The 22183-nt window shown below is 70.3% G+C and carries 18 protein-coding genes; 9 read left to right on the plus strand and 9 right to left on the minus strand.

Annotated elements, in window-relative coordinates; all coding sequences use genetic code 11:
• Positions 1-3: 3 nt before the first annotated feature.
• Positions 4-528 carry a hypothetical protein gene (locus D187_RS16880; protein ID WP_002629111.1) on the minus strand — a complete coding sequence of 175 codons (525 nt, stop codon included), beginning with the start codon at positions 526-528 and terminating at the stop codon, positions 4-6.
• Positions 529-648: 120 nt separating this feature from the next.
• Here D187_RS16880 and D187_RS16885 point away from each other — a divergent pair, with 120 nt between their 5' ends.
• Entirely contained in the window at positions 649-2925 is a 2277-nt protein-coding gene (locus D187_RS16885; RefSeq protein WP_002629110.1) for a hypothetical protein, read from the plus strand.
• Here D187_RS16885 and D187_RS16890 read toward each other — a convergent pair whose 3' ends face one another.
• Entirely contained in the window at positions 2926-4065 is a 1140-nt protein-coding gene (locus D187_RS16890; protein ID WP_002629109.1) for an SGNH/GDSL hydrolase family protein, read from the minus strand. It lies immediately after the preceding gene.
• 37 nt (positions 4066-4102) lie between these two features.
• Positions 4103-6928 carry an AAA family ATPase gene (locus D187_RS16895; protein ID WP_002629108.1) on the minus strand — a complete coding sequence of 942 codons (2826 nt, stop codon included), beginning with the start codon at positions 6926-6928 and terminating at the stop codon, positions 4103-4105.
• A gap of 269 nt (positions 6929-7197) precedes the next feature.
• Here D187_RS16895 and D187_RS16900 point away from each other — a divergent pair, with 269 nt between their 5' ends.
• From D187_RS16900 to D187_RS16915, 4 genes are read left to right on the plus strand one after another with little or no spacing between them, the layout of a single operon-like run.
• A complete protein-coding gene (locus D187_RS16900; RefSeq protein ID WP_002629107.1) occupies positions 7198-7398 on the plus strand; it encodes a microviridin/marinostatin family tricyclic proteinase inhibitor in 201 nt (66 codons plus the stop codon).
• A gap of 36 nt (positions 7399-7434) precedes the next feature.
• Complete coding sequence (locus D187_RS16905; protein WP_002629106.1) at positions 7435-8427, plus strand: MvdC/MvdD family ATP grasp protein; 993 nt, start codon at positions 7435-7437, stop codon at positions 8425-8427.
• Positions 8428-8454: 27 nt separating this feature from the next.
• Positions 8455-9456: an MvdC/MvdD family ATP grasp protein gene (locus D187_RS16910; RefSeq protein ID WP_002629105.1), complete on the plus strand. Its 1002-nt coding sequence runs from the start codon at positions 8455-8457 to the stop codon at positions 9454-9456.
• Between the two features lie 44 nt (positions 9457-9500).
• On the plus strand, positions 9501-9731 hold the full coding sequence (locus D187_RS16915; RefSeq protein WP_002629104.1) for a hypothetical protein: 231 nt from the start codon (positions 9501-9503) through the stop codon (positions 9729-9731).
• Between the two features lie 12 nt (positions 9732-9743).
• On the opposite strand, the gene D187_RS16920 is transcribed toward D187_RS16915, so the two are convergent.
• The 3 genes from D187_RS16920 to D187_RS16930 all read right to left on the minus strand — a co-directional run bounded on the left by D187_RS16920 (position 9744) and on the right by D187_RS16930 (position 11584).
• Positions 9744-10322, minus strand: a complete 579-nt coding sequence (locus D187_RS16920) for a HesA/MoeB/ThiF family protein (protein ID WP_002629103.1) — start codon at positions 10320-10322, stop codon at positions 9744-9746.
• A gap of 12 nt (positions 10323-10334) precedes the next feature.
• Positions 10335-10550, minus strand: coding sequence for a hypothetical protein (locus tag D187_RS16925; protein WP_002629102.1), 216 nt, complete (start codon positions 10548-10550; stop codon positions 10335-10337).
• A gap of 92 nt (positions 10551-10642) precedes the next feature.
• Positions 10643-11584: a DUF1684 domain-containing protein gene (locus tag D187_RS16930; protein WP_002629101.1), complete on the minus strand. Its 942-nt coding sequence runs from the start codon at positions 11582-11584 to the stop codon at positions 10643-10645.
• 129 nt (positions 11585-11713) lie between these two features.
• Here D187_RS16930 and D187_RS16935 point away from each other — a divergent pair, with 129 nt between their 5' ends.
• Positions 11714-14113, plus strand: coding sequence for a glycoside hydrolase family 31 protein (locus D187_RS16935; protein WP_002629100.1), 2400 nt, complete (start codon positions 11714-11716; stop codon positions 14111-14113).
• Here D187_RS16935 and D187_RS16940 read toward each other — a convergent pair.
• From D187_RS16940 to D187_RS16950, 3 genes are read right to left on the minus strand one after another with little or no spacing between them, the layout of a single operon-like run.
• The gene (locus tag D187_RS16940; RefSeq protein ID WP_002629099.1) at positions 14103-14459 is read right to left on the minus strand and encodes a hypothetical protein; all 357 of its coding nucleotides are present in this window, start codon (positions 14457-14459) and stop codon (positions 14103-14105) included. The two genes, D187_RS16935 and D187_RS16940, sit on opposite strands and share 11 nt — an antisense overlap.
• Positions 14460-14462: 3 nt before the next feature.
• Positions 14463-15389: a hypothetical protein gene (locus tag D187_RS16945; RefSeq protein ID WP_002629098.1), complete on the minus strand. Its 927-nt coding sequence runs from the start codon at positions 15387-15389 to the stop codon at positions 14463-14465.
• Positions 15390-15411: 22 nt separating this feature from the next.
• Positions 15412-17184, minus strand: coding sequence for a vWA domain-containing protein (locus D187_RS16950; RefSeq protein WP_002629097.1), 1773 nt, complete (start codon positions 17182-17184; stop codon positions 15412-15414).
• 335 nt (positions 17185-17519) lie between these two features.
• Between D187_RS16950 and D187_RS16955 the strand changes: the two genes are divergently transcribed.
• The 3 genes from D187_RS16955 to D187_RS16965 are packed head-to-tail and all read left to right on the plus strand — an operon-like array spanning position 17520 to position 21801.
• Entirely contained in the window at positions 17520-19826 is a 2307-nt protein-coding gene (locus D187_RS16955) for an ATP-binding protein (RefSeq protein ID WP_020918088.1), read from the plus strand.
• Positions 19823-20287 carry a response regulator gene (locus tag D187_RS16960; protein ID WP_002629095.1) on the plus strand — a complete coding sequence of 155 codons (465 nt, stop codon included), beginning with the start codon at positions 19823-19825 and terminating at the stop codon, positions 20285-20287. Before D187_RS16955 ends, D187_RS16960 begins: the two co-directional genes overlap by 4 nt.
• Positions 20284-21801, plus strand: coding sequence for a sensor histidine kinase (locus D187_RS16965; protein ID WP_043430218.1), 1518 nt, complete (start codon positions 20284-20286; stop codon positions 21799-21801). The genes D187_RS16960 and D187_RS16965 overlap by 4 nt, the downstream gene beginning before the upstream one ends.
• Positions 21802-22183: the final 382 nt, after the last annotated feature.

Here is a 22183-nt window from a genome sequence, read left to right on the forward strand (position 1 = left end):
GCCTCAGGGCTGGGCGTCACCCGCGAGGTTCGGAGCGCCGGGCTCGGGCGGGGGGACGAGCTCCTCGCCCTCGATGGGGGCGGGGGTGATGGCGCCGTCGCTCGTGACGACCCAGGAGTTGTAGCGCCGCGCGCTCATGTTCTGCAGCTTGCCGTCCACGTAGCAGAGCGTGGTCAGGATGAAGCTGGCCGCCTTGAGGCTGGGGCGGCCGTACTGGAGGCATTCCTGATCGCCGCGCTGCTCCCGCCCGACGGGCGGCCCGAGGATGCCGGAGACCTCCTGGGGCGTCATTCCCCGGAGGACCGTGCGCATCCCCTGGTGGGTGTCCACGCGGAAGGGGGTGGCTTCCGGCTGGAAGGTCACGGCGACGTAGGCGAGCACCGCGAAGATGACCAGGCCGAGGCCGTAGGAGAGAACCTGTCGGCGGGTGAGGCGCCGGCTCCGCGTGTCCGTATAGGCACTGAAGAGGTCGTCCCCCGACGTGATGCGGACCGCGCTCGCTCCCACCTGCTGCTCTGGCTGGCTCACGCCTCTCCACATGCCCCGAGCAGGGGGCGGGATGCAAGGCACACCACACGCCGGGCGGGCCGCCGAGCGCCCTGATTGTCCTCGGGACAGCGTGCGGGCCGCTGTGCTCTCTTGTGCGCCATGCCGCGTCCACTCGTCTACCGCCGCTATGGGGGGTCCCTCCAGGTCTCCATTCCTTCCTTCGAGGTGTTGGTGGAGGCCGTCCACATTCCCGAGACGCAGTGGCTCGCGACGGCGTGTCCCGTCGAGGGGCTCACCTGTGATCGCCGCTTCCTGGAGTACCTGGACACCGACAAGAACGGGCGCATCCGGGTGATGGAGGTGCGGCAGGCCGTGCGGTTCATGGCGGAGCAACTGCGCTCCTTCCAGGGGGCGGACGCGGGGAGCGACGTGCTGGTGCTGGACATGCTCGCCGATGGGGCGGTGAGGGCCCGGGACGCGGCCGGCCTGTTGCTGGACACCTTGAAGGCGGAGGATCGCACGCGCATCTCGCTCGAGCAGGTGCGCGCGAGTGATCGGGCGCTGCGCGAGGCGGGTCACAATGGGGATGGCATCGTGGCACCGGCCTTCCTGCCCGCGGCCGTGCAACCCCTGGCCTTCCGGCTCATGGGGGCCTTTCCCGAGGTGAAGAACCGCGCGGGGCTGTCCGGGGTGGATCTGCCCATGCTCCAGCGCTTCCGCGAGGAGCGGCGGGCGTTGCTCTCCCACCTGGCCGAGCGGGCCGCGGTGCTCGTCTGGGGCGCGCCGAGCGTGGAGCGGGCCCGGCGCATCCAGGAGGTGCGTCCGCTGCTGGACACGTACTTCCTGCAGTGCCGGCTGATCGCGGCCCAGCCCGAGGCCGTCACGAGCCTCAAGCTGGACGGGGGACGGGTGCAGGGGGCGCTCGGAGACCTCCAGGCGCTCTCGCGCGTGGTGTCGGAGCTGCCCGTGGCACCTCCCGAGCCGGGGGGGCTGTTGCGCTGGTCGCGGATGTACCGGGGCCCCGCGTTCGAGAAGCTGGATGCGTTCCGGCGGGACGTGGCGGTGCCGGTGTCCAATGATCAGGCGACGCTGTCGGACGCGTCCTGGCGCGAGATGTCCGCGCGGGCCGACGCCATCCTGGCCTGGCAGGCGCGGCTGGAGGCGAGCCCCTTGCGCGACTGGGCGGACGTGCTGGCGACGATCTCCGAGTCCGACCTGGACGCCATCGAGGCGAAGTGCCGGGAGGATCTGGCGCGCAAGGACACCCTGGGCGCGGTGGAGGACCTGGAGCGGTTGATCCTCTACCAGCGCTGGCTGCTGACGTTCGCCAACAACTTCATCAGCATGCCGGACCTCTACCAGACGAAGCGGCGCGCGCTGGTGGAGCGCGGCACGCTCATCCTCGGAGGGCGGCGCTACCGGCTGTCGGTGCTGGTGAAGGACCGGGCCGCGCACTCCGCGCTGACGAACCAGGGCACGACCTGCACGCTCTACGTGCAGGTGATCTCCCGGGAGGGCGGGGAGAGCTACGAGGTGGCGGTGCCCGTCACGCGCGGGCGCAGCACCGAGCTGTCGGTGGGCAAGCGCGGCGTGTTCTACGACGTGGAGCAGCGCGAGTACGACGCCGTGGTGACGCAGATCGTCCGGCAGCCCGTGTCGTTGTGGGAGGCGATGACGATGCCCTTCGAGCGCATCGGCAAGTTCATCTCCTCGAAGATCGAGGGCATGGCGGCCGCGGGCGAGAAGTCGCTCGATGAGTCCCTGGAGAAGAGCTACACGCACGGCACCGGGGTGGCGGCCTCCGCGGTGGCCACTCCGGCCGCGGCGCCCGCGGCCCCGGCTCCGGCTGCAGCCCCGGCCGCGGCGCCCGTGGGAGGGCCGGGAGGCTTCCTCGCGGCGACGGGCATCGCGTTCGCGGCGGTGGGCTCCTCGCTGGCGTTCATCGTGTCGCAGGTGCGCTCGCTCACGGTGTTCGATGTCCTCACCGCGCTCATCATCGCCGCCGCCGTGGTGATGCTGCCCTCGGGCCTCCTGGGCTGGCTCAAGCTGCGCAAGCGCAACCTGGCGCTGCTGCTGGAGGGCTCGGGCTGGGCGCTCAATGATCGGCTGATGCTCACGCGCGACCTGGCGATGCTCATCACCCGCCGGCCCCGGCTGCCGAAGACAGCCACGGTGGACCGGGCGGACATGTTGCGCTCGGCGCTGGTGACGGTGCACGAGGACGACGAGGGCGAGCCGCGCTCGTGGGGCCTGGGCTTCTTCATCCTCCTGGCGGTGCTGGCCGCCCTGCTCTGGCAGTTCCGCGAGCCGATCGCCCGCGAGGCCTGCTCGCGGCAGTGGATGCGTGGAAGCCTGTGCGAGTGGGGACGTGCCCCGGGCACGGCACCGGCGACGCCTCCCACGGCGCCAGCGCCTGGAGGGGCGGGGGCGCCCTGACTACCAGCCGAGCCACTCGCGCAACAGGGGCGTCATCTGCTCGGCCGTGCGCTGGTGCGTCTTGCGGCTGGGGTGCCACAGGCAGCCGAGGCCCTCGTCCTCGCGGTTGGCGGGCACCTCGGCGAAGTGCACGCGGCTGTCGCCCCCCTGGTGCAGGGTGTCCACGAGTCCGGAGAGCAGCTCGCGCACGCGGGTGCGCGCCTGGACGTCCTTGGGGTGGGTGTCGCTGACGCCGGAGCCGAGGACGCAGACGATGTGGGCCCGGGGGTAGTGGCCGCGGATGTCCGCCACGAGGGCGCGGTAGGCGTCGAGGAAGCGCTCCTCTCCCGGGTGCTCCTTCCAGAAGTCATTGGCGCCGAGCTGGATGACGACCGCGTCGGGGACCCAGGAGGAGAAGTCCCAGGGGGCGTCCTCGCGGTGGGGCAGGGTGCGCGTGTAGAGCTGGGGCAGGGGCGGCGTGGGATCGTTGCCATAGTTGACGGCCACGCCCTTGCCGGAGAAGGCGACGAAGGAGGCCTCGGCGCCGAGCGCCTGGGCGGCGAGGGCGCCCCAGGTGAGCGAGGCGCGCTGGGTCTCCGCGTTGAAGCTGCACTGGGCGTTCTTGCCCTCGATGCCGAAGCCGGTGAGGCCCGAGTCCCCGACGAACTCGATGCGGCGCGGGGACGCGGGGGGCGCGGGCAAGAGCCGGGCGCCCGGGTCCAGCTCGAGTCCGAGCAGTTGCGTCTCCCCGACGGCGGGCTCGGTCTCCTTCTCCAGCCGCAGCACGTGCTCGCCCCGGGGAAGTCCCTCGGCGATCCGGTAGAGGATGGGGCCCTCGCCGACATAGAGGTCGCGGAAGGGGGCGCCGTCCACGCTGAAGCGGAAGCGGTTGGGGGCGGCCTCCTCGTACTTGGGCAGATCCAACAGGCGGATGCCGAGCGAGGTGCCGGTGAAGCGCACGGTCAGGGACGAGCCTCCCCAGCCGATGCGGGGGCCGGAGTTGTCCCTCCAGTCCACGCGGCCACTGAAGCGCAGCGCGGGGGATTGGGGAGACACCTGGACGGGGACACCGCGGCAGCCGGCGAGCAGGGCGAGGGCGATCCACGCGCGGGAGCGGACCCAGGCCAGGGTCTTCTTCCAAGCGCCGATGACGGAATTCATGCCCCCATCCTAGACGCCCCCACCGCCCCCGAGCGCGTCAACTCGTGGGGGTGGAGCCGCCGAGGGGTGGACGGGAAATCCACGCGGCGATGAAGAGATCCAGCTCGCCGCGCAGCACGTCCTTCACCCGGGGCGTGCCAGCGCCCGTGCGGGGATCCTCGACGCGGGCGCTGCGGCCCAGGTGGTAGCGCCGGGCCTCGTCCGCGGTGCCGCTGCCTCCCTGGCCTCGCACCACTCGCGAGGCGATGTCCTTCATCTCCTCCAACTCGCCCGCGCCCGCGAGCGTCATCACCCGGCCGCTCGTCTCGTCGCGCACCGTCACCTCCGTCTTCACCCGGTTGACGAAGGTGCCCTCGTACCGCCGCACCTCGCGGCCGTCCACGTCGAGCTGCTCGAGCTCCTCCACGGGTCCACCCCGGTGCACCCGCACGTAGGCGCGCTGCCGCTTCTCGTCCTCGATGCGCCGGTGCAGGCCCGCCTCGCCCGACAGGTAGCCGTAGGCCCCGGGGCCCGTGACGCGCACCACCACTCGGGAGGGCTCCTCCGCCTCCGCCACCGCGAGCGCCTCGTAGCCGCGCCGCTCCGCCCAGCCCAGGTACATGGACGCCAGCTCCTGCACCCACGCTGCCTGCCCCTCGCTCGTCTCGCTCGCGCAGATGTCCACCAGGGCCTCGTCTCCCTGGTCCATCTCCCCGGAGGTGCCCAGCACCTCGGCCATCTGCACCTCGCGCGCGACCTCCTCCACCTGCTTGGCCGCCGAGGAGAGCTGGGCCTCGCCCTTGGCCTCGCGCACGAGCCGCCGCGCGAACGTGGAGCGCTCCTCCAAGCGGTCCAACTCGTTGAGCTGCGCCTCCACCGAGCGGAAGGCCCGCAGCGTCGACGCCGCGCGCTGCGGGTCATCCCAGAGGTTGGGCGCCTGGGTGGCCGCGAGCAGCTCCGCGCGCCGCTCCTCCAGCCGGGGCCGGTTGGCCGAGACGGCGAGCGCGCGCGCCCGTCCCACCAGCCGATCCATCTCGGCGAGCAGGGACTTCTTGTCCAGGCGCCGCTTCACCGCGGACACGGACTTCTCCGTGGGCAGCGCGAGCTGGGCCGTCTCCTCGCGGGGGCGCGGGGCCACCTCGGCCACCGCCACCACCTTGTTGCCCGGCCGCGTCTCCACCCGCACGGGCGTGCCCGGCCGCAGCGGCTTGCGGGCGATCTCCACCGCGAGCGCCGCGGTGAGCGTCTTCTCGATTTCCCGCTGCAGGTAGCGCGCGCCGAACTGCGGCGAGTAGCCCCGCTCCACGAGCAGGTCCACCACCCCGGGCATCACCTCCACGTCCAGGCCTCGCGCCCGGATGCCCTCGCGCTCGAGCACCCGGCCCACCTCGCGCTGGGCGATCTTCCGGATCTCCACCTTGCTGAGCGGCTGGAAGTGGCAGATGGCGTCGAAGCGGTTGAGGAACTCGGGACGGAAGGCGTCGGCGATCCTCCGGTCCACCTCGACGATGAGCTCCTCGGCGCGGCGCGAGCCCACGAAGCCGATGGACGGCTCGCGGTACACCTCGGAGCCCACGTTGGACGTGGCCACGATGACGGTGTTGTTGCAGGAGATGGTCTCTCCCGCGCCGTTGACGAAGGTGCCCTCGTCGAAGAGCTGGAGGAAGCGGTCGTGCACGCTGCGCGCGGCCTTCTCGAACTCGTCGAGCAGCAGCACGGTGAACACCTTGCCCTCGAGCAGGGCCGTCAGCTCGCCGCGCTTGGTCTCGATGGCGGGGGCCCAGGCGGCGCCGAAGGGGACGCTCTCGTCGCCGTCGTTGGGGAAGTCCGCCATGTTCAGCCGCACGAGCCGGTCCGGCGAGCCGAAGAGGTACTCGGCGAGCAGCTTGGCCAGCTGCGTCTTGCCCACGCCCGTGGGGCCGGCGAAGAGGAACACGCCCAGGGGCCGGCGCGGATCGTTCAGGCCCGCCTTGAGCAGGGCCACCGAGCGCAGCACGGCCTGCACCGCGTCGGTCTGCCCGAGCAGCCGCTCGCCGAAGAAGCGCTCCGTCTCGTCGAGATCCAACGCCATCGCGTCGTCCACGACGAAGCGGGGCAGCCGCGTGGTGGCGCAGAAGCGGGTGAGGATGTCCTCGGGGCCCACGCGATCCTTGGCGCTGCCCGCGGCCTCGGCGGCCGTCTCCTTGAGCAGCTCGATGGCCTTGCGCGGCAGTCGCTGGGCGAGGAGGAACTTGGAGGCCAGCCGCAGCGCCAGGTCGCACGCCGCCGGATCGATGGGCAGGCGCAGCTCGCGCTCCTGCTCCTCGGCGACGCGGTGGAGGATCCACCGGGCGCGCTCGGTGGGCGGCTCCTGGAGGGGCACCAGGTGCAGCCGCTCGGCGAAGGACTCGTCGGCGCGCAGCAGCTCCTGCACGCGCTTGGGCTCGGTCTCGAAGATGAAGCGCGGGGTGCCGGTGCGCAGGGCGCGGAAGGCCACGGGCGCGAGCGGGCCGCCGATGACCGCGGGCAGATCCCGGATGTAGACGATGGGGCAGGGGTGGCGCTGGAGCCACTCGAGCAGCTCCTCGAACGTCTCGGCCGCCTGGCGCTGGGTGCTGCGCGCCAGGATGTTGGCGACGGACACCTCCACCATGCGCGCCGAGGCGAGCTCCGCGTCCACGCGGCCCTCGATGATGCGGCGCGCGACTTCCTGGACCAGGGCGGACTTGCCCACGCCGGTCTCGCCGGACAGCAACGGGTGTTTGCCGCCGCGCGCCAGCAGACCGAGCACCTCCGTCACCGCGCCGTCCAGGCCGTGCGCGGCCGTGAGCCGTCCCTCGCGTGCCAGGGCCGTCAGATCGCGGTCGATGAGCCGCTCGTTGTCCTCGCTCTTTCGGGTGACCATGGTTGGAAACGCCCCCGGGGCAGGGCGCGCACTCTAGCCCGCCCGGCGCGCGGGACGCGCAGCTCAACACGCGCGTGGAATGCCAGCGCCTGTGCGTGAAGTCGGCACGGCCCACGCGATAAACCCGCTTATCTCCCCGACGCGGTTTTTTTCCCGGGTTTTCCGCGCGCGCGGCTTGAACCCGTCAGCAGGGACTTTCATAGTGCTGACGCCGTTCAGGCAAGCTCCGGCCCCCTGGGACGGAGCACCCCCCCCCACGGAGGTTGGAAATGAAGAAGGACACGACCAAGAAGCCGTTCTTCGCGAAGTTGCTCGAGGAGCAGGAGTTGGAGCAGGTCACGGGAGGCGTCGGGAACGCGACCCAGAAGTACCCCTCGGACGGTGACGATCACGATGCGACGCTGGTCAAGTCGCCCCCCGACACGACCCAGAAGTACCCCTCGGACGGTGACGACGACATCGCGGTCTGAAACCCTCACGGGGCGGATTGAGCCCCGAGCTCTCTCATGCCCACCGCTCGCGACACCGTCCTGCTCTTCACCCATAGCGGCGACTACTTCACGGTGGATCGCGTCGCGCAGGAGGTGTCGCGGCGGGGGCTACGGCCCCTTCGCATCGACACGGATGGCTTTCCCTCCGAGTGGGAGCTGACGTCGATGCTGGGGCCGGCGCATCAGGACGTGGTGTTGCACACCCAGGCGGGCGAGGTGCGAAGCGCCGAGGTGCGCTCGGTGTGGCTGCGTCGGCGTGTCCCTCCCCGGCTCGACGAGACGTTGGAGCCCGCCTGGCGCGAGAGCTGTGCCCGGGAGTCGAGCGCGGCCCTCGTGGGGGCCCTCGACGGATTGACGGGGGCGGGCTGCCGCTTCATCAATCCCCTCGGCGCGGATGAGGCGGCGGGCAACAAGCTGCTCCAACTCCGGCTCGCCCGGGCTCATGGGCTCGAGATTCCACGCACCCTGGTGACCAACGACGCGGAGCGGGTGCGCTCCTGGTTCGACGAAGTGGGCGGCCGGATGGTGGCCAAGATGCTGACGCCGCTGACCCAGTCCATGGGGGGCGGACAGCCCTTCGTGTACACGACCGCCATCGGCCCCGAGCACCTGGATGAGCTCGAGGGTCTGCGCCACAGCCCCATGGTGTTCCAGGAGCGCATCGACAAGTCGCACGAGCTGCGTGTCGCCGTGGTGGGCGAGCATTGCTTCGTGGGGGCCATCGACGCTTCTCGCTCGGTGGAGGGGCAGGTGGACTGGCGGCGCTCCCGCCCGGACGAGTGCGCCTGGTCCCCGGGTCGGCTGCCCGAGGACGTGGCCCGGCGCCTGGTGCGCCTGGTGGCGGAGCTGGGGCTGGTGTACGGCGCCGCGGATTTCATCGTCACACCCGATGGCCGCTACGTCTTCCTCGAGGTGAACCCCGGAGGGGAGTGGGGAATGCTCGAGCGGGACCTTGGCCTTCCCATCGCCGCGGCCCTCGCCGACGCGCTCGCTTCCGAGGGAAGTTGAGCCGCGGAATCGTTGTAAGGAGCAGGGATGACCATCCTCATCGTGACGCATTCCAAGGACAACGACGCGCCCTTGTCCGTGGCGCGTGCCCTCGAGTCCCGGGGCGAGCGGGTCTACCGTTTCGATACCGACCTGTTTCCCACCGCGCTCCAGCTCTCGCTGGATGAGCGCGGGGCGGGGCGGTTGTCCGGCCCCGCGGGAGAGCTGTCCCTGGAGGACGTGACGGCGATCTGGTACCGCCGCAACTCGACGGGCAGCGCCATACCCCAGGAGCTGGATGCCCAGCTGCGCCGCCCGTCGGTGGAGGAGAGCCGGCGCCTGGTGTTCGGCATGATGAGCGCGCTGGGGGTGTTCCAACTCGACGCGCTCGAAATCGTCCGGCGCTCGGAGCACAAGCCGTTGCAGCTCAAGCTGGCGCGGGCGCTCGGGATGGAGGTTCCCCGGACGCTGATGACCAACGATCCGGTGGCGGTGCGGGCCTTCGCCGCCGAGTGCCCTGGCGGCGTGGTGACGAAGATGATGTCGTCGTTCGCCGTCTATGACGAGCGGGGCCGGGAGCAGGTGGTCTTCACCACGCCCCTCACCTCGGAGCAGCTCGCGGACCTGGAGGGACTGGACCTGTGTCCGATGACCTTCCAGGAGCGGTTGACCAAGGCGGTGGAGCTGCGGGTCACGGTGGTGGGGGAGCGGGTGATGGCGGCGGCCATCGACTCGCAGGCGCTGCCGAGGGCACGCGAGGACTGGCGGCGCGAGGGCGCGGCGCTCGTGGAGGCCTGGCGGCCCTACACGTTGCCCGAGCCGCTCCACGCCCAGGTGCTGCGGTTGATGGACGCGCTGGGACTCAACTACGGCGCGTTCGACTTCATCGTCACGCCCGAGGGCCGGCACGTCTTCCTGGAGGTGAATCCCTCGGGGGAGTTCATGTGGTTGATGAAGCACCCGGGACTGCCCGTCGACGAGGCGCTCGCGGACGTGCTCGGTGGCCGCGCGGCGCGGCGGCTCGCACCGAAGCCGCTGACCGGGGCGTGAGCCTATGGCCGGAGGCGAGGGCTCGGTGCTAGGGTGCCCGCCCCATGGCCAAGTCCCCCTGCCCCGTGACCCTGTCGCAGTTCCTCGAGAAGGCCGAGCCGCTCAAGGTGACCATCAACGGTCAGGAGATGCTCGCCGAGGTGAAGTCGTTCTCGACCGGCTCCTTCGGCTGGTACATCAACGGCAAGACGACCGTCACCGTCGACGGCAAGCCGGTGTCGGTGCAGATCGGCATGAACATGACCGTGGTGGGCTCGAAGGAAGCGGCGCGCTGAGCCGCGCGGGGCTCAGCTCACCGTGGGCGTCACCGCCACGAGTCCCACCAGGGTGTCGCGGCGCACGCCGTGCTTCACGAAGTCCTGCACCGTGCGCGCGAGCGTGGCGCCGAGCTGGCCGATGAGGGGCAGGTGTTCTCCGCCCTCGCACGTGGCCTGCCCGGGCGTGTCCTCGGCGTCCGGGACGAAGCGCTCGTCCCAGCGCACCAGCCCGAAGGTGCCGTCCGCCGCCAGCGCGCCGTGCACCAGGGGCTTGCCCGCCGCGCGCGCGAACGCGCTCAGGAGCAGACGGCTCTCCTGGTTGTCGAAGCAGTCGACGAGCAGATCCGCGCTCGCGCCCAGCGCCGCCACGTTGTCGCGCGTCATCCGCACGCCGAACGCCTCGGCCTTCACACCGTACAGGTTGAGCAGTTGCAGCTTGAGCGCCTCCGCCTTGTTCTTGCCCACGGAGGGCTTCACGAACGCCTGCGCCCGCAGGTTCTTGGACTCCACGCGGTCGAAGTCGATGAAGACGAGCGTGGCCTCGAGGTTGCGGCACAGCACCGCCGCCGTGGAGCCGATGGCCCCCACGCCACAGAAGACGATGCGCATGGGTGGGCCTCCTCACGCCCCGAAGGGCACCTTGGGCCGCAGGTAGATGCGCTCCTCGCCGCCCGGGGCGCGGAACCGGTCCACCACGTAGTGCTGGAAGGAGTCCGTCTGGGCGGGAGCCAGCAGCTCCACCGCGATGCGCCGCACATCCGCGTCCGTCAGGAGGGTTTCCCGCTCCAGGGGCACGTCCGTGGACAGGCCGTTGTAGGTGATGTTCAGCGTCGTCATGTCCCCGCCTCCCGGGGCCCGGACCGCCGCGAGGGAGGGCGGGGCCGGGGCCGTCCGGGCAGGGACGCGCGAGCGGGGCGGATTCCTGACGCTCAGTGATCGCCGTAGCGCTTCTCGCCGGCCTCCACGCGCAGCTTCAGCTTGTTCTGCGCGGGCGGCAGCGGGCAGGTGGCGTAGGGAGAGAAGGCGCAGGGCGGGTTGTAGGCGCGGTTGAAGTCCAGCACCACCCGGCCGTCCTTCGTCGGCTGATCCACGTACAGGAAGCGGCCCGCGCCGTACGAGTCATTGCGGTTGGTCTGGTCGCCGAAGATGACGAAGAACGGCCCCGAGTCCGATTCGAGGACGGGATCCAACCGGTACTCCTGTCCACCCACCTGGAAGACGAGCGTGCCCGGGGAGTTCATCTCCTCCACCGTGCCGAGCACGTTGGGGATCGAGAGCTTGCGCGGTGTCGTGGCCGGCTCGAAGCGGCCCTCGATGCGCCAGGCGGCGCTCGCCGGCCAGGTGGGGATGCCGTGGAACTGCTTGCGCGCCGGGGCCTCGGGATCCTTCACGCGCAGCCCCATCTTCTCCCCCCGCGGGATGAGGTAGAAGCGCAGCGTGCCCAGCGAGAGCACGTCCTCGGGGCCCTCGGACGTGCCCAGGGCGCCACCGGTGAAGGGCTTGCCCGCGCGGGTGAGGGTGACTCCGGGCTGGAGCGTGAGCGTCACCTGGTTGCCCTTGCGCGTGAAGGTTCCGATGCGCGCGGGCGTGCCCTCGGGGAAGACGAAGTCGTTGTCCGCGGCGGAGCCGAAGCGGTTGTCCCCTTCGTTCAACCAGTGCAGGCCCACGAGCGACAGCCAGCCCTCCTCGGAGGTGAGGTTGGCGAGGCGCTTCTGGTGCCAGGCGCGCGTCTCCGTTTCCAGGGAGGAGGGAGTCTGTCCGGCGGGCTTCGGGTCGGCGGGTTTCGTCATGGCGGGCTTGGCGGGAGGCGCGGCGAGGGCGGGAGTCGCGAACGCGAGTCCCGAGAGGGTGAGCAGGCGGGCGATGCGCATGGCCGCGACGATGGCAAGCCCGGCCGGTCTCGTCCACCACCAGGAGGGGCGCCCGGGTTTCGTTCGGTGTGAGACGTCTCTCCAATTCATCCACATCCCGACGTTTCCGCGCATACGCTGCGCCGCCCTATGCGCTTCGACGACATCTCCATCGAATCCACCCGCATCACCTTTTGGGGTCCACGTACCGCGCTCGAGGTGCGTAGCCCCGTGCCGGGCGTGCTCCGGCTGCGCCATGCCCCCGCGCTCAGTCACTCCGCGCCCGCGCACCGGGAGCTGCTGCCCAAGCAGTCCTGGTCCGTCGTGGAGCACGCGGAGCTGCCGCTGTCCCTGCGCCGTGAGCAGGAGGGCGCCGTGGCGGTGGTGGTGGCGGAGGGCTTGTCCCTGGAGGTGACGCTCGCCACGGGCGCCTGGCGGCTGCGGGATGGCTCGGGCCGGGAGCTGGGCCGGTGCGAGAGCTTCTCGAGCGAGGTGATGCCGGACTATCCGGTGACCCGCTTCCGCTCGCGGCTGTCCCTGCACACGCCCCCCGACGAGGCCTGGCTGGGCTTCGGCGAGAAGGTGGGCTCGCTGGACAAGCGCGGCATGCACTTCACCTTCTGGAACACGGACGTGGTGCCGCACCACCCGGACACGGATCCGCTCTACCAGTCCATTCCCTTCAGCATCGGCCTGCGCGAGGGCGTGGCCTGGGGCGTCTTCCTCGACGAGTCGTGGCGGATGGAGGCGGACGTGGCGGCCGAGGATCCCTCCGTCCTCTGCTGGGAGTCCTCGGGTCCCGAGCTGGACACCTACGTCATCGCCGGCCCGCTGCCCGCGGACGTGGTGCGGCGCTACACCTCGCTCACCGGACGCATGCCGTTGCCTCCGCTCTGGAGCCTCGGCGCGCAGCAGTCGCGCTGGGGCTACGAGAACGCCCGGGAGATCCGCTCCGTCCTCCAGGGCTACCGCGCCCACAAGGTTCCGCTCGACGTCGTCTACCTCGATATCGACTACATGGAGGGCTACAAGGTCTGGACGTGGGATCGCACGCGCTACCCGGACCCCGCGGGGCTCGCGCGCGAGGCGGCCGCGCAGGGCGTGCGCCTGGTCACCATCATCGATCCGGCCGTGAAGCAGGAGCCGGGCTACCGCGTCTATGACGAGGCGCTCGCCAACGACTACCTGGTGCGCAATGACCGGGGCAGCGTGCTCGCGGGCGAGGTGTGGCCCAAGCCCGCCGTGTTCCCGGACTTCACCCGCGAGGCGGTGCGCGCCTGGTGGGGCCAGCAGCACCGGGCCTTCCTGGACGTGGGCATCTCCGGCTTCTGGAACGACATGAACGAGCCGGCCTGCTTCAAGGTCATCAATGGCGACGAGACCTTCGGCGTCATCGGCACGCGCTCGGTGGACAAGGGCAGGGTGGAGGGGCCCACGCTGCCCCACGATGCCCGCCACGGAGACAAGCGGCACCTGGAGGTGCACAACGTCTACGCGCTCGGCATGGCGCGCGGGGCGTACGAGGGGCTGCGCGCGCTCGCCCCCGAGCGGCGGCCCTTCATCCTCACCCGCGCGGGCTCGCCCGGCATCCAGCGCTACTCCGCGGTGTGGTCGGGCGACAACTCGAGCTACTGGGCGCACCTGGAGCTGTCCATCTGCATGCTGCTGGGCCTGGGGCTCTCGGGCGTGTCCTTCGTTGGCTCGGACGTGCCGGGCTTCCTGGGTCGCCCCACCGGGGAGTTGCTCGTGCGCTGGACGCAGGCCGGCGTCTTCTACCCGCTCTTCCGCAATCACTCCGCCAAGGGCACTCCGTACAAGGAGCCGTGGCGCTTCGGCGAGCCCTACCTGTCCATCGCCCGCGAGTGGTTCGAGCGGCGCTACCGGCTGATGCCCACGCTCTACTCTCTCATGCACGAGTCCTCGCAAGAGGGTCTGCCCGCGCTGCGGCCCCTCATCATGTACGCGCCCGGGGACACCGAGGCGCTGCGCATGGATGACGCCTTCTTCTTCGGCCGGGACCTGCTCGTGGCCCCCGTGGCGCGCCAGGGCCGCACGCACCGGCATATGTACCTGCCCGAGGGCAGGTGGTTGCCCTTCTTCAACCTCGGCCAGTCGGGTGGGGAGGTCATCGAGGGTCGTCAGCATGTGCTCGCCGAGGCGCCGCTGGACACGGTGCCCATGTGGCTGCGGGCGGGAGGGGCCCTGGCGCTCACCGAGCCCGCGCTGCACACGACCACGGCCAACTGGGCCCACCTCACCTGGCACATCCACGCGGCGCCGCGCGTGGAGGCCCGGCTGTACGAGGACGCGGGCGAGGGCTACGGCGCGTCGCGCCTGACGCGGCTGGCCGGTACCTGGGCCGACGGCCGCTTCGTGCTGGAGCGCACCACCGAGGGCAAGCTGCCCCCGGCGCGCGAGACGGAGACGCTGTGCGTGTACGCCCTGTCCGAGCCGCGGGAAGTGCTCGGCGCGCGCGAGTACCGCTTCGTGGACGGGGTGCTCCTGGTCGAGGTGGAGGCGGGCTGGACGCGCCTGGAGGTCAAGCTGTAGCCATCCCCGAGCGGGCGCGCAGCTCCGCGGTCCAGGCGGGCTCCTCGGCGCGGAGCCTGTCCTGGCCGTGCTCGCGCACGAGTGTGCCCTCGGGGGCCACCACGGAGAAGCGCACGGGCCGCCCGAGCGCCACGAGGAGCGCCTCCATCGTCGTCTCGTCCTCGGGGCTGAAGCCCAGGGGGCCGAGGGGATGGCTGTGGGCAATCTCCTCCAGTTGCTCGCGCAGCCGCCACACGGCTTCCCAGCGCGCGCGCGAGTCCGGCAGGGACACGGCGCTGTCGGAGGCATCGCTCCACAGCACCTCCCCGTCGCGGCCGATGAGCAGACAGACTTCCCGGTGCCGCATGGTTCACACGTGCCGGGTGATGACCAGCACGTCCTCCTCGATGGCCTCGCGGATGACCGCGGGCAGGCTCTCCAACGTCACGAGCGCGTCCGCTCCCGCGAGGCACAGCCCCGCGTCCACCACCCGCAGGGTGTCCGCCTCGACGATGCTCTGGAAGCGCTCACCCATGAAGTCGAACGTCACCTCGAGCTGACCGCCGCTCAGCCGCCTCGAGTCGAGCAGCCACGCTCCCGCCCGTGAGAGCGCCCGCTCCACCCGCGACGCTTCCTCTTCCCGCCCTCGTGCCGGATGCGTCCGCTCCTCCCGTGAGTCCGGGTGCCGTGCCCGCGTCACGTGGATGGACCGCTCGAACGCCAGCGTGCGCAGCCGGGCCTCCGCCACGGCGGCACCCTGCTCCGCCACGCCTCGCACCACGCCGCGCACCTCGGCCGGGGCGAAGCGGATGTCGAGCGCGCGTGCCCGCGTCTCCAGCAGCGCATAGCCGAAGGCCGCCCGCAGTGAGGCGGGCACGCCCTTCAGCTCCGTGAGCGTTTCCCGCCGCTCCAGGCGCAGGCGCGCGGTGGACTCGGCCTCGCTCTCGAACTCGGAGGTCTCGAACACGAGCCCGCCGTCATGCCAGCGCCGGGCGAGCAGGGGCGCGAAGCGCGGCGGCGTGTCCTCGGGCAGCAGGCGCACGGGTTCGGCCACCGCGCCCTCGTGCACGAGCCGCGTCCCCCAGAGGTGGCCTCGCACCCGGGGGAGCCCGTCGAGCCCTTCTGGCCCGGCGGACTCCCGCGCGGTGGCGGTGCGGCCGCGCACCTCGAAGCGATACCAGCCCGGTGCGGGAGACGTGGACACCCGGAGGCGCCGCGAGGGCTGATCGACGTGGGCGCCGCCGAAGTAGGGCAGCACCACCGACTCCACCTGTGCGAGGAACTTCCGGTAGTCCACGACGACGCCTCCCTTGCGTATGTCACGCCACCTTCTTCAACAGGGGCGTGCGCATCACCCGCTCCACCCAGCCGGACGGGCCGGCGCCGGCCGCCGTGGGCGCCTCCAACAGCGCCTTGAGCACGCGGGGCACCTGGTAGGGGTCGGCGAACTGATCCACCGACACCTCGCTGAACGGCACCCGGAGCGTGCTCGCGCACGAGCGCACGGTGTTGCCCCGTGAGTTCGCCACGCTCACCATCAGCGCGAGGGCGGCCACGGTGTAGCCGCACTCGGTGAAGATGCTCGCGAGCTGGGCGCCCGGCTCGCCCTGCTCGTCTCCCACGACGATGACGATGAGCTTCGCCTCCGGCGGCACCCGCATGCCCGCGCGGTGCAGAGCCTGCACTCCGGCGCCGTGCGTGGTGCCACCAGTCGCCTGGAGTCCCTGGAGCATGTGCTGCACGCCCGTGCGGCTGGCCGCCTTGGGCTTGAGCACCGTGCCCACGGTGTCGAACGAGGCCACGTGCAGCTTGTCCAGTGGGAAGCCCGCGAGGATGCGCGTGAGCGCTTCCTTGGACTGCTCGATGGCGCCCTGCATGGAGCCCGACTTGTCGATGAGGAACATCACCCGCACGTCCGTTTCCGCCACCGCCTCGGCCACCGCCGCCCTCGCCGCGTTGTCGCTCGCCTCCTCCAGCTTCGTCTTCAGCTCCTGGCCCCGCACGTTGCGCGCGATGTTCAGCGCCCGTTGATCGCTCGCCGCCCGCACCGCCTCGTCCCAGCGCGCGCGCACGGACGCGTCCCGCAGCAGGCCCAGCTCCTCGAGCGTGGGCGTCATCAGCAACAGATCCTTGTTCGACAGCGACGGCAACAGCGCCGCCAGGATGGCCGGCGTCAGTCCCACGCCCGCCGGCAGCCGGCCCACCACCTCCTTGTAGGAGAGGCGCTCGCGGACGATCCGCTCGCAGATCTCCACCTCCTCGAGTCCGTCGAAGCGCTCGCGCTTGACGAGCGTGAGGCCGGAGAGGCCCACCGTGCGGTGGCCCTCGGGGGCCTGCTTCTGCTTCCAGCCGAGCACCTCGAAGAAGGCCTGCGTCTGGGGCTTGTAGCCCGCCTTGCGCGCGAGCCGCTGGAGCGTGGTCTTGTAGCCCGCCTTCACCAGACCCTGGAGCTGACCCGGGTTCTGCTCGCGCGTGCGCAGCCACCGCGTCGCCGCCGTCTTCCACCGGCCGAGCGGCGGCTTGCGGGAAGCGGGGTCTCCGAAGCCGGCCTCGCGGTTGAGGCGGGCGATCTCCGGCGTCTCGAGCAGCTCGGCCACCCGCAGCACCGCCTTGGGCGTGAGCATGCGCGTGGACTTGCGCTCGTAGTGCAGCACCATGGCCTCGCCCAGGGCGCGCAGATCGTCGTCATGGAACGCGACCGAGCCATCCTCCTCGCGCACCGGCTGGCCCGAGTGGCGCTGCACCAGCATCAACGCGCTCGTGGCCACCTGGAGATCCCTCCAGTCCGTCTGGGTGAGCGCGTAGGACGCGAAGTGCGCCATGAGGTCCGTGTTGAGCTGGTAGATGTCCAGCAACTGCCGGTAGAGCTTCACCGCGGCGGGCACGAAGAGGCCGGGCTTGACCGGCGTGCCCTGTCGAGCGATTTCCGCGGAGGCGCCCCGCGCCGGGTACCAGACTCCCCGCAGCTCCAGGCCCGGGCGGTTGTGCCACAGGTGCGCGGAGCCGCCGAGCACGAGGTCCAGCAGCTTCTCCGCCGGGCCGCGCTGGGCCTCGGGCAGGGTCTCGGGGGTCGGATGGTGGATCGTCGTCATGTGCCCCTCCGGCACGAAGGCCGTGGTCCCATCTCCTCGACGGGACCGGCCGGGCGAAGGGACGCCGGGCCTTTTCCTTCCTGACCGGGAGCGGGAAGCAGGCAGGCGGGCGATACCTGTCCTACAGGACAGACGACCTTCCAATCACCGTCCCCCTACCTTCTTTTTTACAGTCCTCGACCGAGAGGATTGACGGTAAACAGCCGGGGATTCGCCGCCGCCTGGAGACCAGACGGTCATCCGGGTGAAGAGCCATCCCTTCCTGTCTGGGACGGCGGCTGCGCCGGACGAGTGCCATTCGTCGTTCATACGGTGTCGTGGGTAGAGAGAGCGCGATGAGCACGGAATCGGCTGGAACAGCTCAGGTGGCGGACCTCACCAACTGTGACAAGGAGCCCATCCACATTCCGGGGGCCATCCAGCCCCATGGCGTGCTGCTGGTCCTGCGTGAGCCCTCGCTGATCATCTGCCAGAGCAGCGAGAACACCGAGGCGCTGCTCGGGTGCGGCGTCCAGGAACTGCTGGGCCGCTCCCTGGACTCGCTCCTGCCGGCCTCCCAGGTCGCCAGCACCCGGGCGAGCCTCCTCTCGGATCGGCTCCAGGACAACAACCCCCTCAAGCTCACCTTGAAGGGCGGGGGCCGCGAGCGGCTCTTCAATGGCATCGCGCACCGTCACCAGGGCCGGCTCTTCCTCGAGCTCGAGCCCGTGGCGGATCCGGAGTCGCTGCCCTTCTCCAGCTTCTATCAGCAGGCGCGCGGCGCCATGTCGCGCCTGCGTGACGCGAAGGATCTGCGCGCCCTGTGCGAGGAGGGCGTGCGCGAGGTCCGCCGGCTCACGGGCTTCGATCGGGTCATCATCTACCGCTTCGACTCGGACTGGAACGGTCAGGTGCTCGCCGAGGACCGGCGGGAGACGGCCGATCCGTACATGGGGCTGCACTTTCCCGCCTCGGACATCCCGCGTCAGGCGCGGGAGCTGTACGTGCTCAACCTGCTGCGCATCATCGCGGCGGTGGACTACGTGCCCGCGCGCATCGTGTCGCTCCCGGAGGAAGCCGCGCAGGGGCCGCTGGACATGTCCTTCTGCGTGCTGCGCAGCGTGTCGCCCATCCACCTGGAGTACCTGCGCAACATGGGCGCGGGCAGCTCCATGAGCATCTCGCTGCTGCAGGAGGGGCGGCTGTGGGGCCTCATCTCCTGCACGCACATGTCCGGCTCGAAGTACGTGCCCTACGAGGTGCGCACGGCGTGTGATTTCGTGGGCCAGTTCATGTCCTCGTTCATCTCCAGCAAGGAGGGGCACGAGCACTACGATCAGCGCATCCGCACCAAGTCCATCCAGGGCCGGCTGCTCGAGCGCATGACGCGCGTGGCCGACTTCGCCGCCGAGCTGTGCCAGTCGCCGCCCGATCTGCTCGAGCTCACCGGGGCCACGGGCGCGGCCGTCTATTTCAACGGGCGCATGACCATCATTGGCAAGGCCCCCGAGGACGAGCAGCTCCAGGGGCTCATCCGCTGGCTGTCGAGCCGGCCCGCGTCCCAGGACGTGTTCGCCACCAATTGCTTGCTGCGGCACTACCCCGAGTCGGAGAGCTTCAAGGACGTGGCGGCCGGCCTCATCGCGGCCTCCATGTCCCGGGGCCGCCACAACTACGTGCTGTGGTTCCGCCCGGAGGTGGTGCAGACGGTGGAGTGGGGTGGCAACCCCCACAAGCCGGTGGACGTGGAGGACGATCAGCTGCGGCTGCACCCGCGCAAGTCCTTCGCGCTCTGGAAGGAGACGGTGCGCGGCAAGTCGCTGCCCTGGAAGGACTACGAGCTGGAGGCGGCGCGAGAGCTGCGCCGCAGCATCATCGACATCGTGCTGGAGCGCAGCGAGGAGCTGCTCAAGCTCAACACGGAGCTCAAGCGCAGCAACGTGGAGCTGGACTCCTTCGCCTACGCCGCGAGCCACGATCTCAAGGAGCCCCTGCGCGGCATCCACAACTACGCGAGCCTGGTGTTGCGCGAGGATGCCGAGTCGCTGCGGCCCTCCAACCGCACGCGCATGGACACGGTGGTGCGGCTCACCCAGCGCATGGAGAGTCTCATCAACTCGCTCCTGCACTACTCGCAGGTGGGCCGCATGGAGCTGTCGCTCCGGGAGACGGACCTCAACGACGTCCTGTCCTCGGTGCTGGAGGTGCTCAAGCCGCGCATCGAGGAGGCGCGCGCCGAGGTGCGTGTCCCCGAGCCGCTGCCGCCCGCGCGCTGTGACCGGGTGCGGATGATGGAGGTCTTCACCAACCTCATCACCAACGGCCTCAAGTACAACGACAAGGAGAAGAAGTGGGTGGAGATCGGGTCCCGGCGTGACCCGGAACTCGGCTCCGTCTACTACGTGCGTGACAACGGCATCGGCATCAAGCCCGAGTACCACGAAGCCATCTTCCGCATCTTCAAGCGGCTGCACGGGCGCGACAAGTACGGCGGCGGCACGGGCACGGGGCTGACCATCGTCAAGCGCCTCATCGAGCGGCACAACGGCCGGATCTGGGTGGAGTCCGGGCCTGGCGAGGGCACCACCTTCTTCTTCACCCTGGACAGCGAGAAGGAGCCCGTGTCCGAGCTGCGGCCCTTTGGCGGAGAGAGCGGACGATGAACCGTGACCTGCCCATCCTCGTCGTGGAGGACAACGACGAGGACTTCGACATGCTCCAGATGACCTTCCAGGGCGCGGGCATCCCCAATCCCCTCTACCGTTGTACCGAGGGCGAAGAAGCCCTGGATTTCCTGCACCAGCGGGGCCGCTACGCCGCCGTCAACAGCGCGCCGCGCCCGGGACTCCTCCTCCTGGACCTCAACCTCGCTGGTCTGGATGGCAGGCAGGTACTCGAGCACATGAAGAACGATGGCCGCCTCAAGAGCATCCCGGTGCTCGTGTTCTCCACCTCCGACAATCCCAAGGACGTGCAGAGCGCCTATGCCAATGGCGCCAGCGGCTATCTGCTCAAACCCGTGGATTTGGCGCGATTCGAGAGAATGATCCGGCTGTTCAAGGAGTTCTGGCTGGACCACATCGTGATGCCCGAAGACGATGGCCGAGAGGTCGCGCACGGATGAATTCCCGTTTGCTGACGGTGCTGCTGGTGGAGGACAGCCCGGAAGATCGGGACGTGTTTCGGACCTACTTGGAGGAGATGGGGGAATACTCCTACCGTTTCCTCGAAGAGGACTCGGCGGATGCGGCGCTCGCGCTCTGCAAGCGTGAGCAGGTGGATTGCATCCTCCTGGACTACGATCTGCCCGAACTCAGCGGCCTGGCCTTCCTCAAGCGGATCGTGGACGAGGAGGGCCTGTTGCGTCCCCCCGTGGTGATGGTGACCGGGCGAGGCAACGAGCGCATCGCCGTCGAGGCGCTCAAGGGCGGGGCTTCGGACTATCTGGTGAAGTCCGAGGTGACACCGGAGAGCCTCTACCGCGCGGTGCGCAACGCCGTGGAGAAGGAGGACATCCGCAAGCGCCTCACCGAGCAGCGCGCCCTGACGGGAATCGCCGAGGCCCGGCTCCAGGCCGCCCTGGAGGTGCTGGAGCGCGGGGATGCCCTGCTCGTGCTCGACAAGGACTTCCGCATCCTGCTGGTCAACAGCAGCCAGGAGCGCCTCAGCGGCAAGCGGCGCGAGGACACGCTGATGCGCTCCCACTGGGACGTCTGGCCCGAGACCACCCGGCCCGAGAGCCGGTACTGGTTCGAGTACCACCGCGCCATGCGCGAGCGGGTGACCACGCACTTCGAGGAGTACTTCGAGCCCCTGGACATGTGGACGGACGTGAGCGTCTACCCCACGCGCGAGGGCGGAATCGCCATCTTCTTCCGGGACGTCAGCGACAGGAAGCGGGCCGAGGAGCGCGTCCGGGCGGAGGAGCGGCGACGCGCGGAGTTCGAGCAGCAGCTCATCGGCATCGTCAGCCACGACTTGCGCAATCCCATCACCGCCATCTCCCTGGGCGTGTCGCTGCTCTTGCGCCGGGATGACCTGGACGAGCGCATCCTCAAGACGCTCGTGCGCGTGCACTCCTCGGCCGAGCGCACCATCCGGATGGTGAGGGATCTGCTCGACTTCACGCAGGCCCGGTTGGGTGGGGGCATCGTCGTCAACCGGGAGCTGGCCGACCTGCACCCGTTGCTGCGGCTCGTGGTGGACGAGGTGCAGATGTCCTTTCCCGACCGCGAGGTGCGGGTGGAGATCGACGGGGATGGACAGGGGGCGTGGGACACGGATCGGATGGCGCAGGTCATCACCAACCTGGTCACCAACGCGTTGAAGTACAGCCCGGCGGGCACGCCCGTCACGGTGCGCGCTCGCGGGGACTCCGACTCGGTGTGTCTGGAGGTCCACAACGAGGGGGACCCCATTCCGCCCCAGGTCCAGGAGCACCTGTTCGAGCCCATGCGGCGCGGGAACGATCAGTTGGACCGGACGAGCCGCAGCATCGGGTTGGGCCTGTTCATCGTGAACCACCTCATCCGCGCCCACGGGGGCACCGTCAACGTGCGCTCCGTCGCGTCCGAGGGCACCACCTTCGGGGTGCGGCTGCCGCGCAAGGCCATGACCGCCTCCATGCGGCGCGCGTAGGCGGGCACCGGCGGCGGCGCCACCTCCCCGTGGACTTCCTTGATGCGAAAAAGGTGGGCACCCGAGTGGTGAAGCCGGGATGTGGCTGAATCCTGAATTCAGTGCCTGAACCGTCGGCGACACCCGCTCGCGCGGGTGGGTGGAGTCGAACCACCGAGCATGTAGGACCTCACCGGCCGGGTGCCCGTTGTCCCCCAGACTCCCCGGGGCGGATTTTCCTGACGAGCCGCCCCTGTTCTCCGGGGAAAAGTCCGTCTGGAAAATCACCGTGAAATTCCCGTCAGGAAACCACGGTGGTGCTCGTCCCTCTGCTGGATGGCCCCCCGCCCGCCGTTGTCGCATATCCGGGGGTCGTGTCATCGGGAGGCCGTGTTCGGATGCC

It is taken from the genome of Cystobacter fuscus DSM 2262 (genome assembly GCF_000335475.2).
Lineage (GTDB): Bacteria > Myxococcota > Myxococcia > Myxococcales > Myxococcaceae > Cystobacter > Cystobacter fuscus.

Bases quoted from the DNA above. Each gene is read 5' to 3' on its own strand.
- D187_RS16965 (WP_043430218.1), top strand. From the start codon at position 20,284: ATGAATTCCCGTTTGCTGACGGTGCTGCTGGTGGAGGACAGCCCGGAA.
- D187_RS16960 (WP_002629095.1), top strand. From the start codon at position 19,823: ATGAACCGTGACCTGCCCATCCTCGTCGTGGAGGACAACGACGAGGAC.
- D187_RS16925 (WP_002629102.1), bottom strand. From the start codon at position 10,550: ATGACGACGCTGAACATCACCTACAACGGCCTGTCCACGGACGTGCCC.
- D187_RS16905 (WP_002629106.1), top strand. From the start codon at position 7,435: ATGCCCACCGCTCGCGACACCGTCCTGCTCTTCACCCATAGCGGCGAC.
- D187_RS16930 (WP_002629101.1), bottom strand. From the start codon at position 11,584: ATGCGCATCGCCCGCCTGCTCACCCTCTCGGGACTCGCGTTCGCGACT.
- D187_RS16900 (WP_002629107.1), top strand. From the start codon at position 7,198: ATGAAGAAGGACACGACCAAGAAGCCGTTCTTCGCGAAGTTGCTCGAG.
- D187_RS16950 (WP_002629097.1), bottom strand. From the start codon at position 17,184: ATGACGACGATCCACCATCCGACCCCCGAGACCCTGCCCGAGGCCCAG.
- D187_RS16955 (WP_020918088.1), top strand. From the start codon at position 17,520: ATGAGCACGGAATCGGCTGGAACAGCTCAGGTGGCGGACCTCACCAAC.
- D187_RS16915 (WP_002629104.1), top strand. From the start codon at position 9,501: ATGGCCAAGTCCCCCTGCCCCGTGACCCTGTCGCAGTTCCTCGAGAAG.
- D187_RS16935 (WP_002629100.1), top strand. From the start codon at position 11,714: ATGCGCTTCGACGACATCTCCATCGAATCCACCCGCATCACCTTTTGG.
- D187_RS16920 (WP_002629103.1), bottom strand. From the start codon at position 10,322: ATGCGCATCGTCTTCTGTGGCGTGGGGGCCATCGGCTCCACGGCGGCG.
- D187_RS16890 (WP_002629109.1), bottom strand. From the start codon at position 4,065: ATGAATTCCGTCATCGGCGCTTGGAAGAAGACCCTGGCCTGGGTCCGC.
- D187_RS16895 (WP_002629108.1), bottom strand. From the start codon at position 6,928: ATGGTCACCCGAAAGAGCGAGGACAACGAGCGGCTCATCGACCGCGAT.
- D187_RS16940 (WP_002629099.1), bottom strand. From the start codon at position 14,459: ATGCGGCACCGGGAAGTCTGTCTGCTCATCGGCCGCGACGGGGAGGTG.
- D187_RS16885 (WP_002629110.1), top strand. From the start codon at position 649: ATGCCGCGTCCACTCGTCTACCGCCGCTATGGGGGGTCCCTCCAGGTC.
- D187_RS16910 (WP_002629105.1), top strand. From the start codon at position 8,455: ATGACCATCCTCATCGTGACGCATTCCAAGGACAACGACGCGCCCTTG.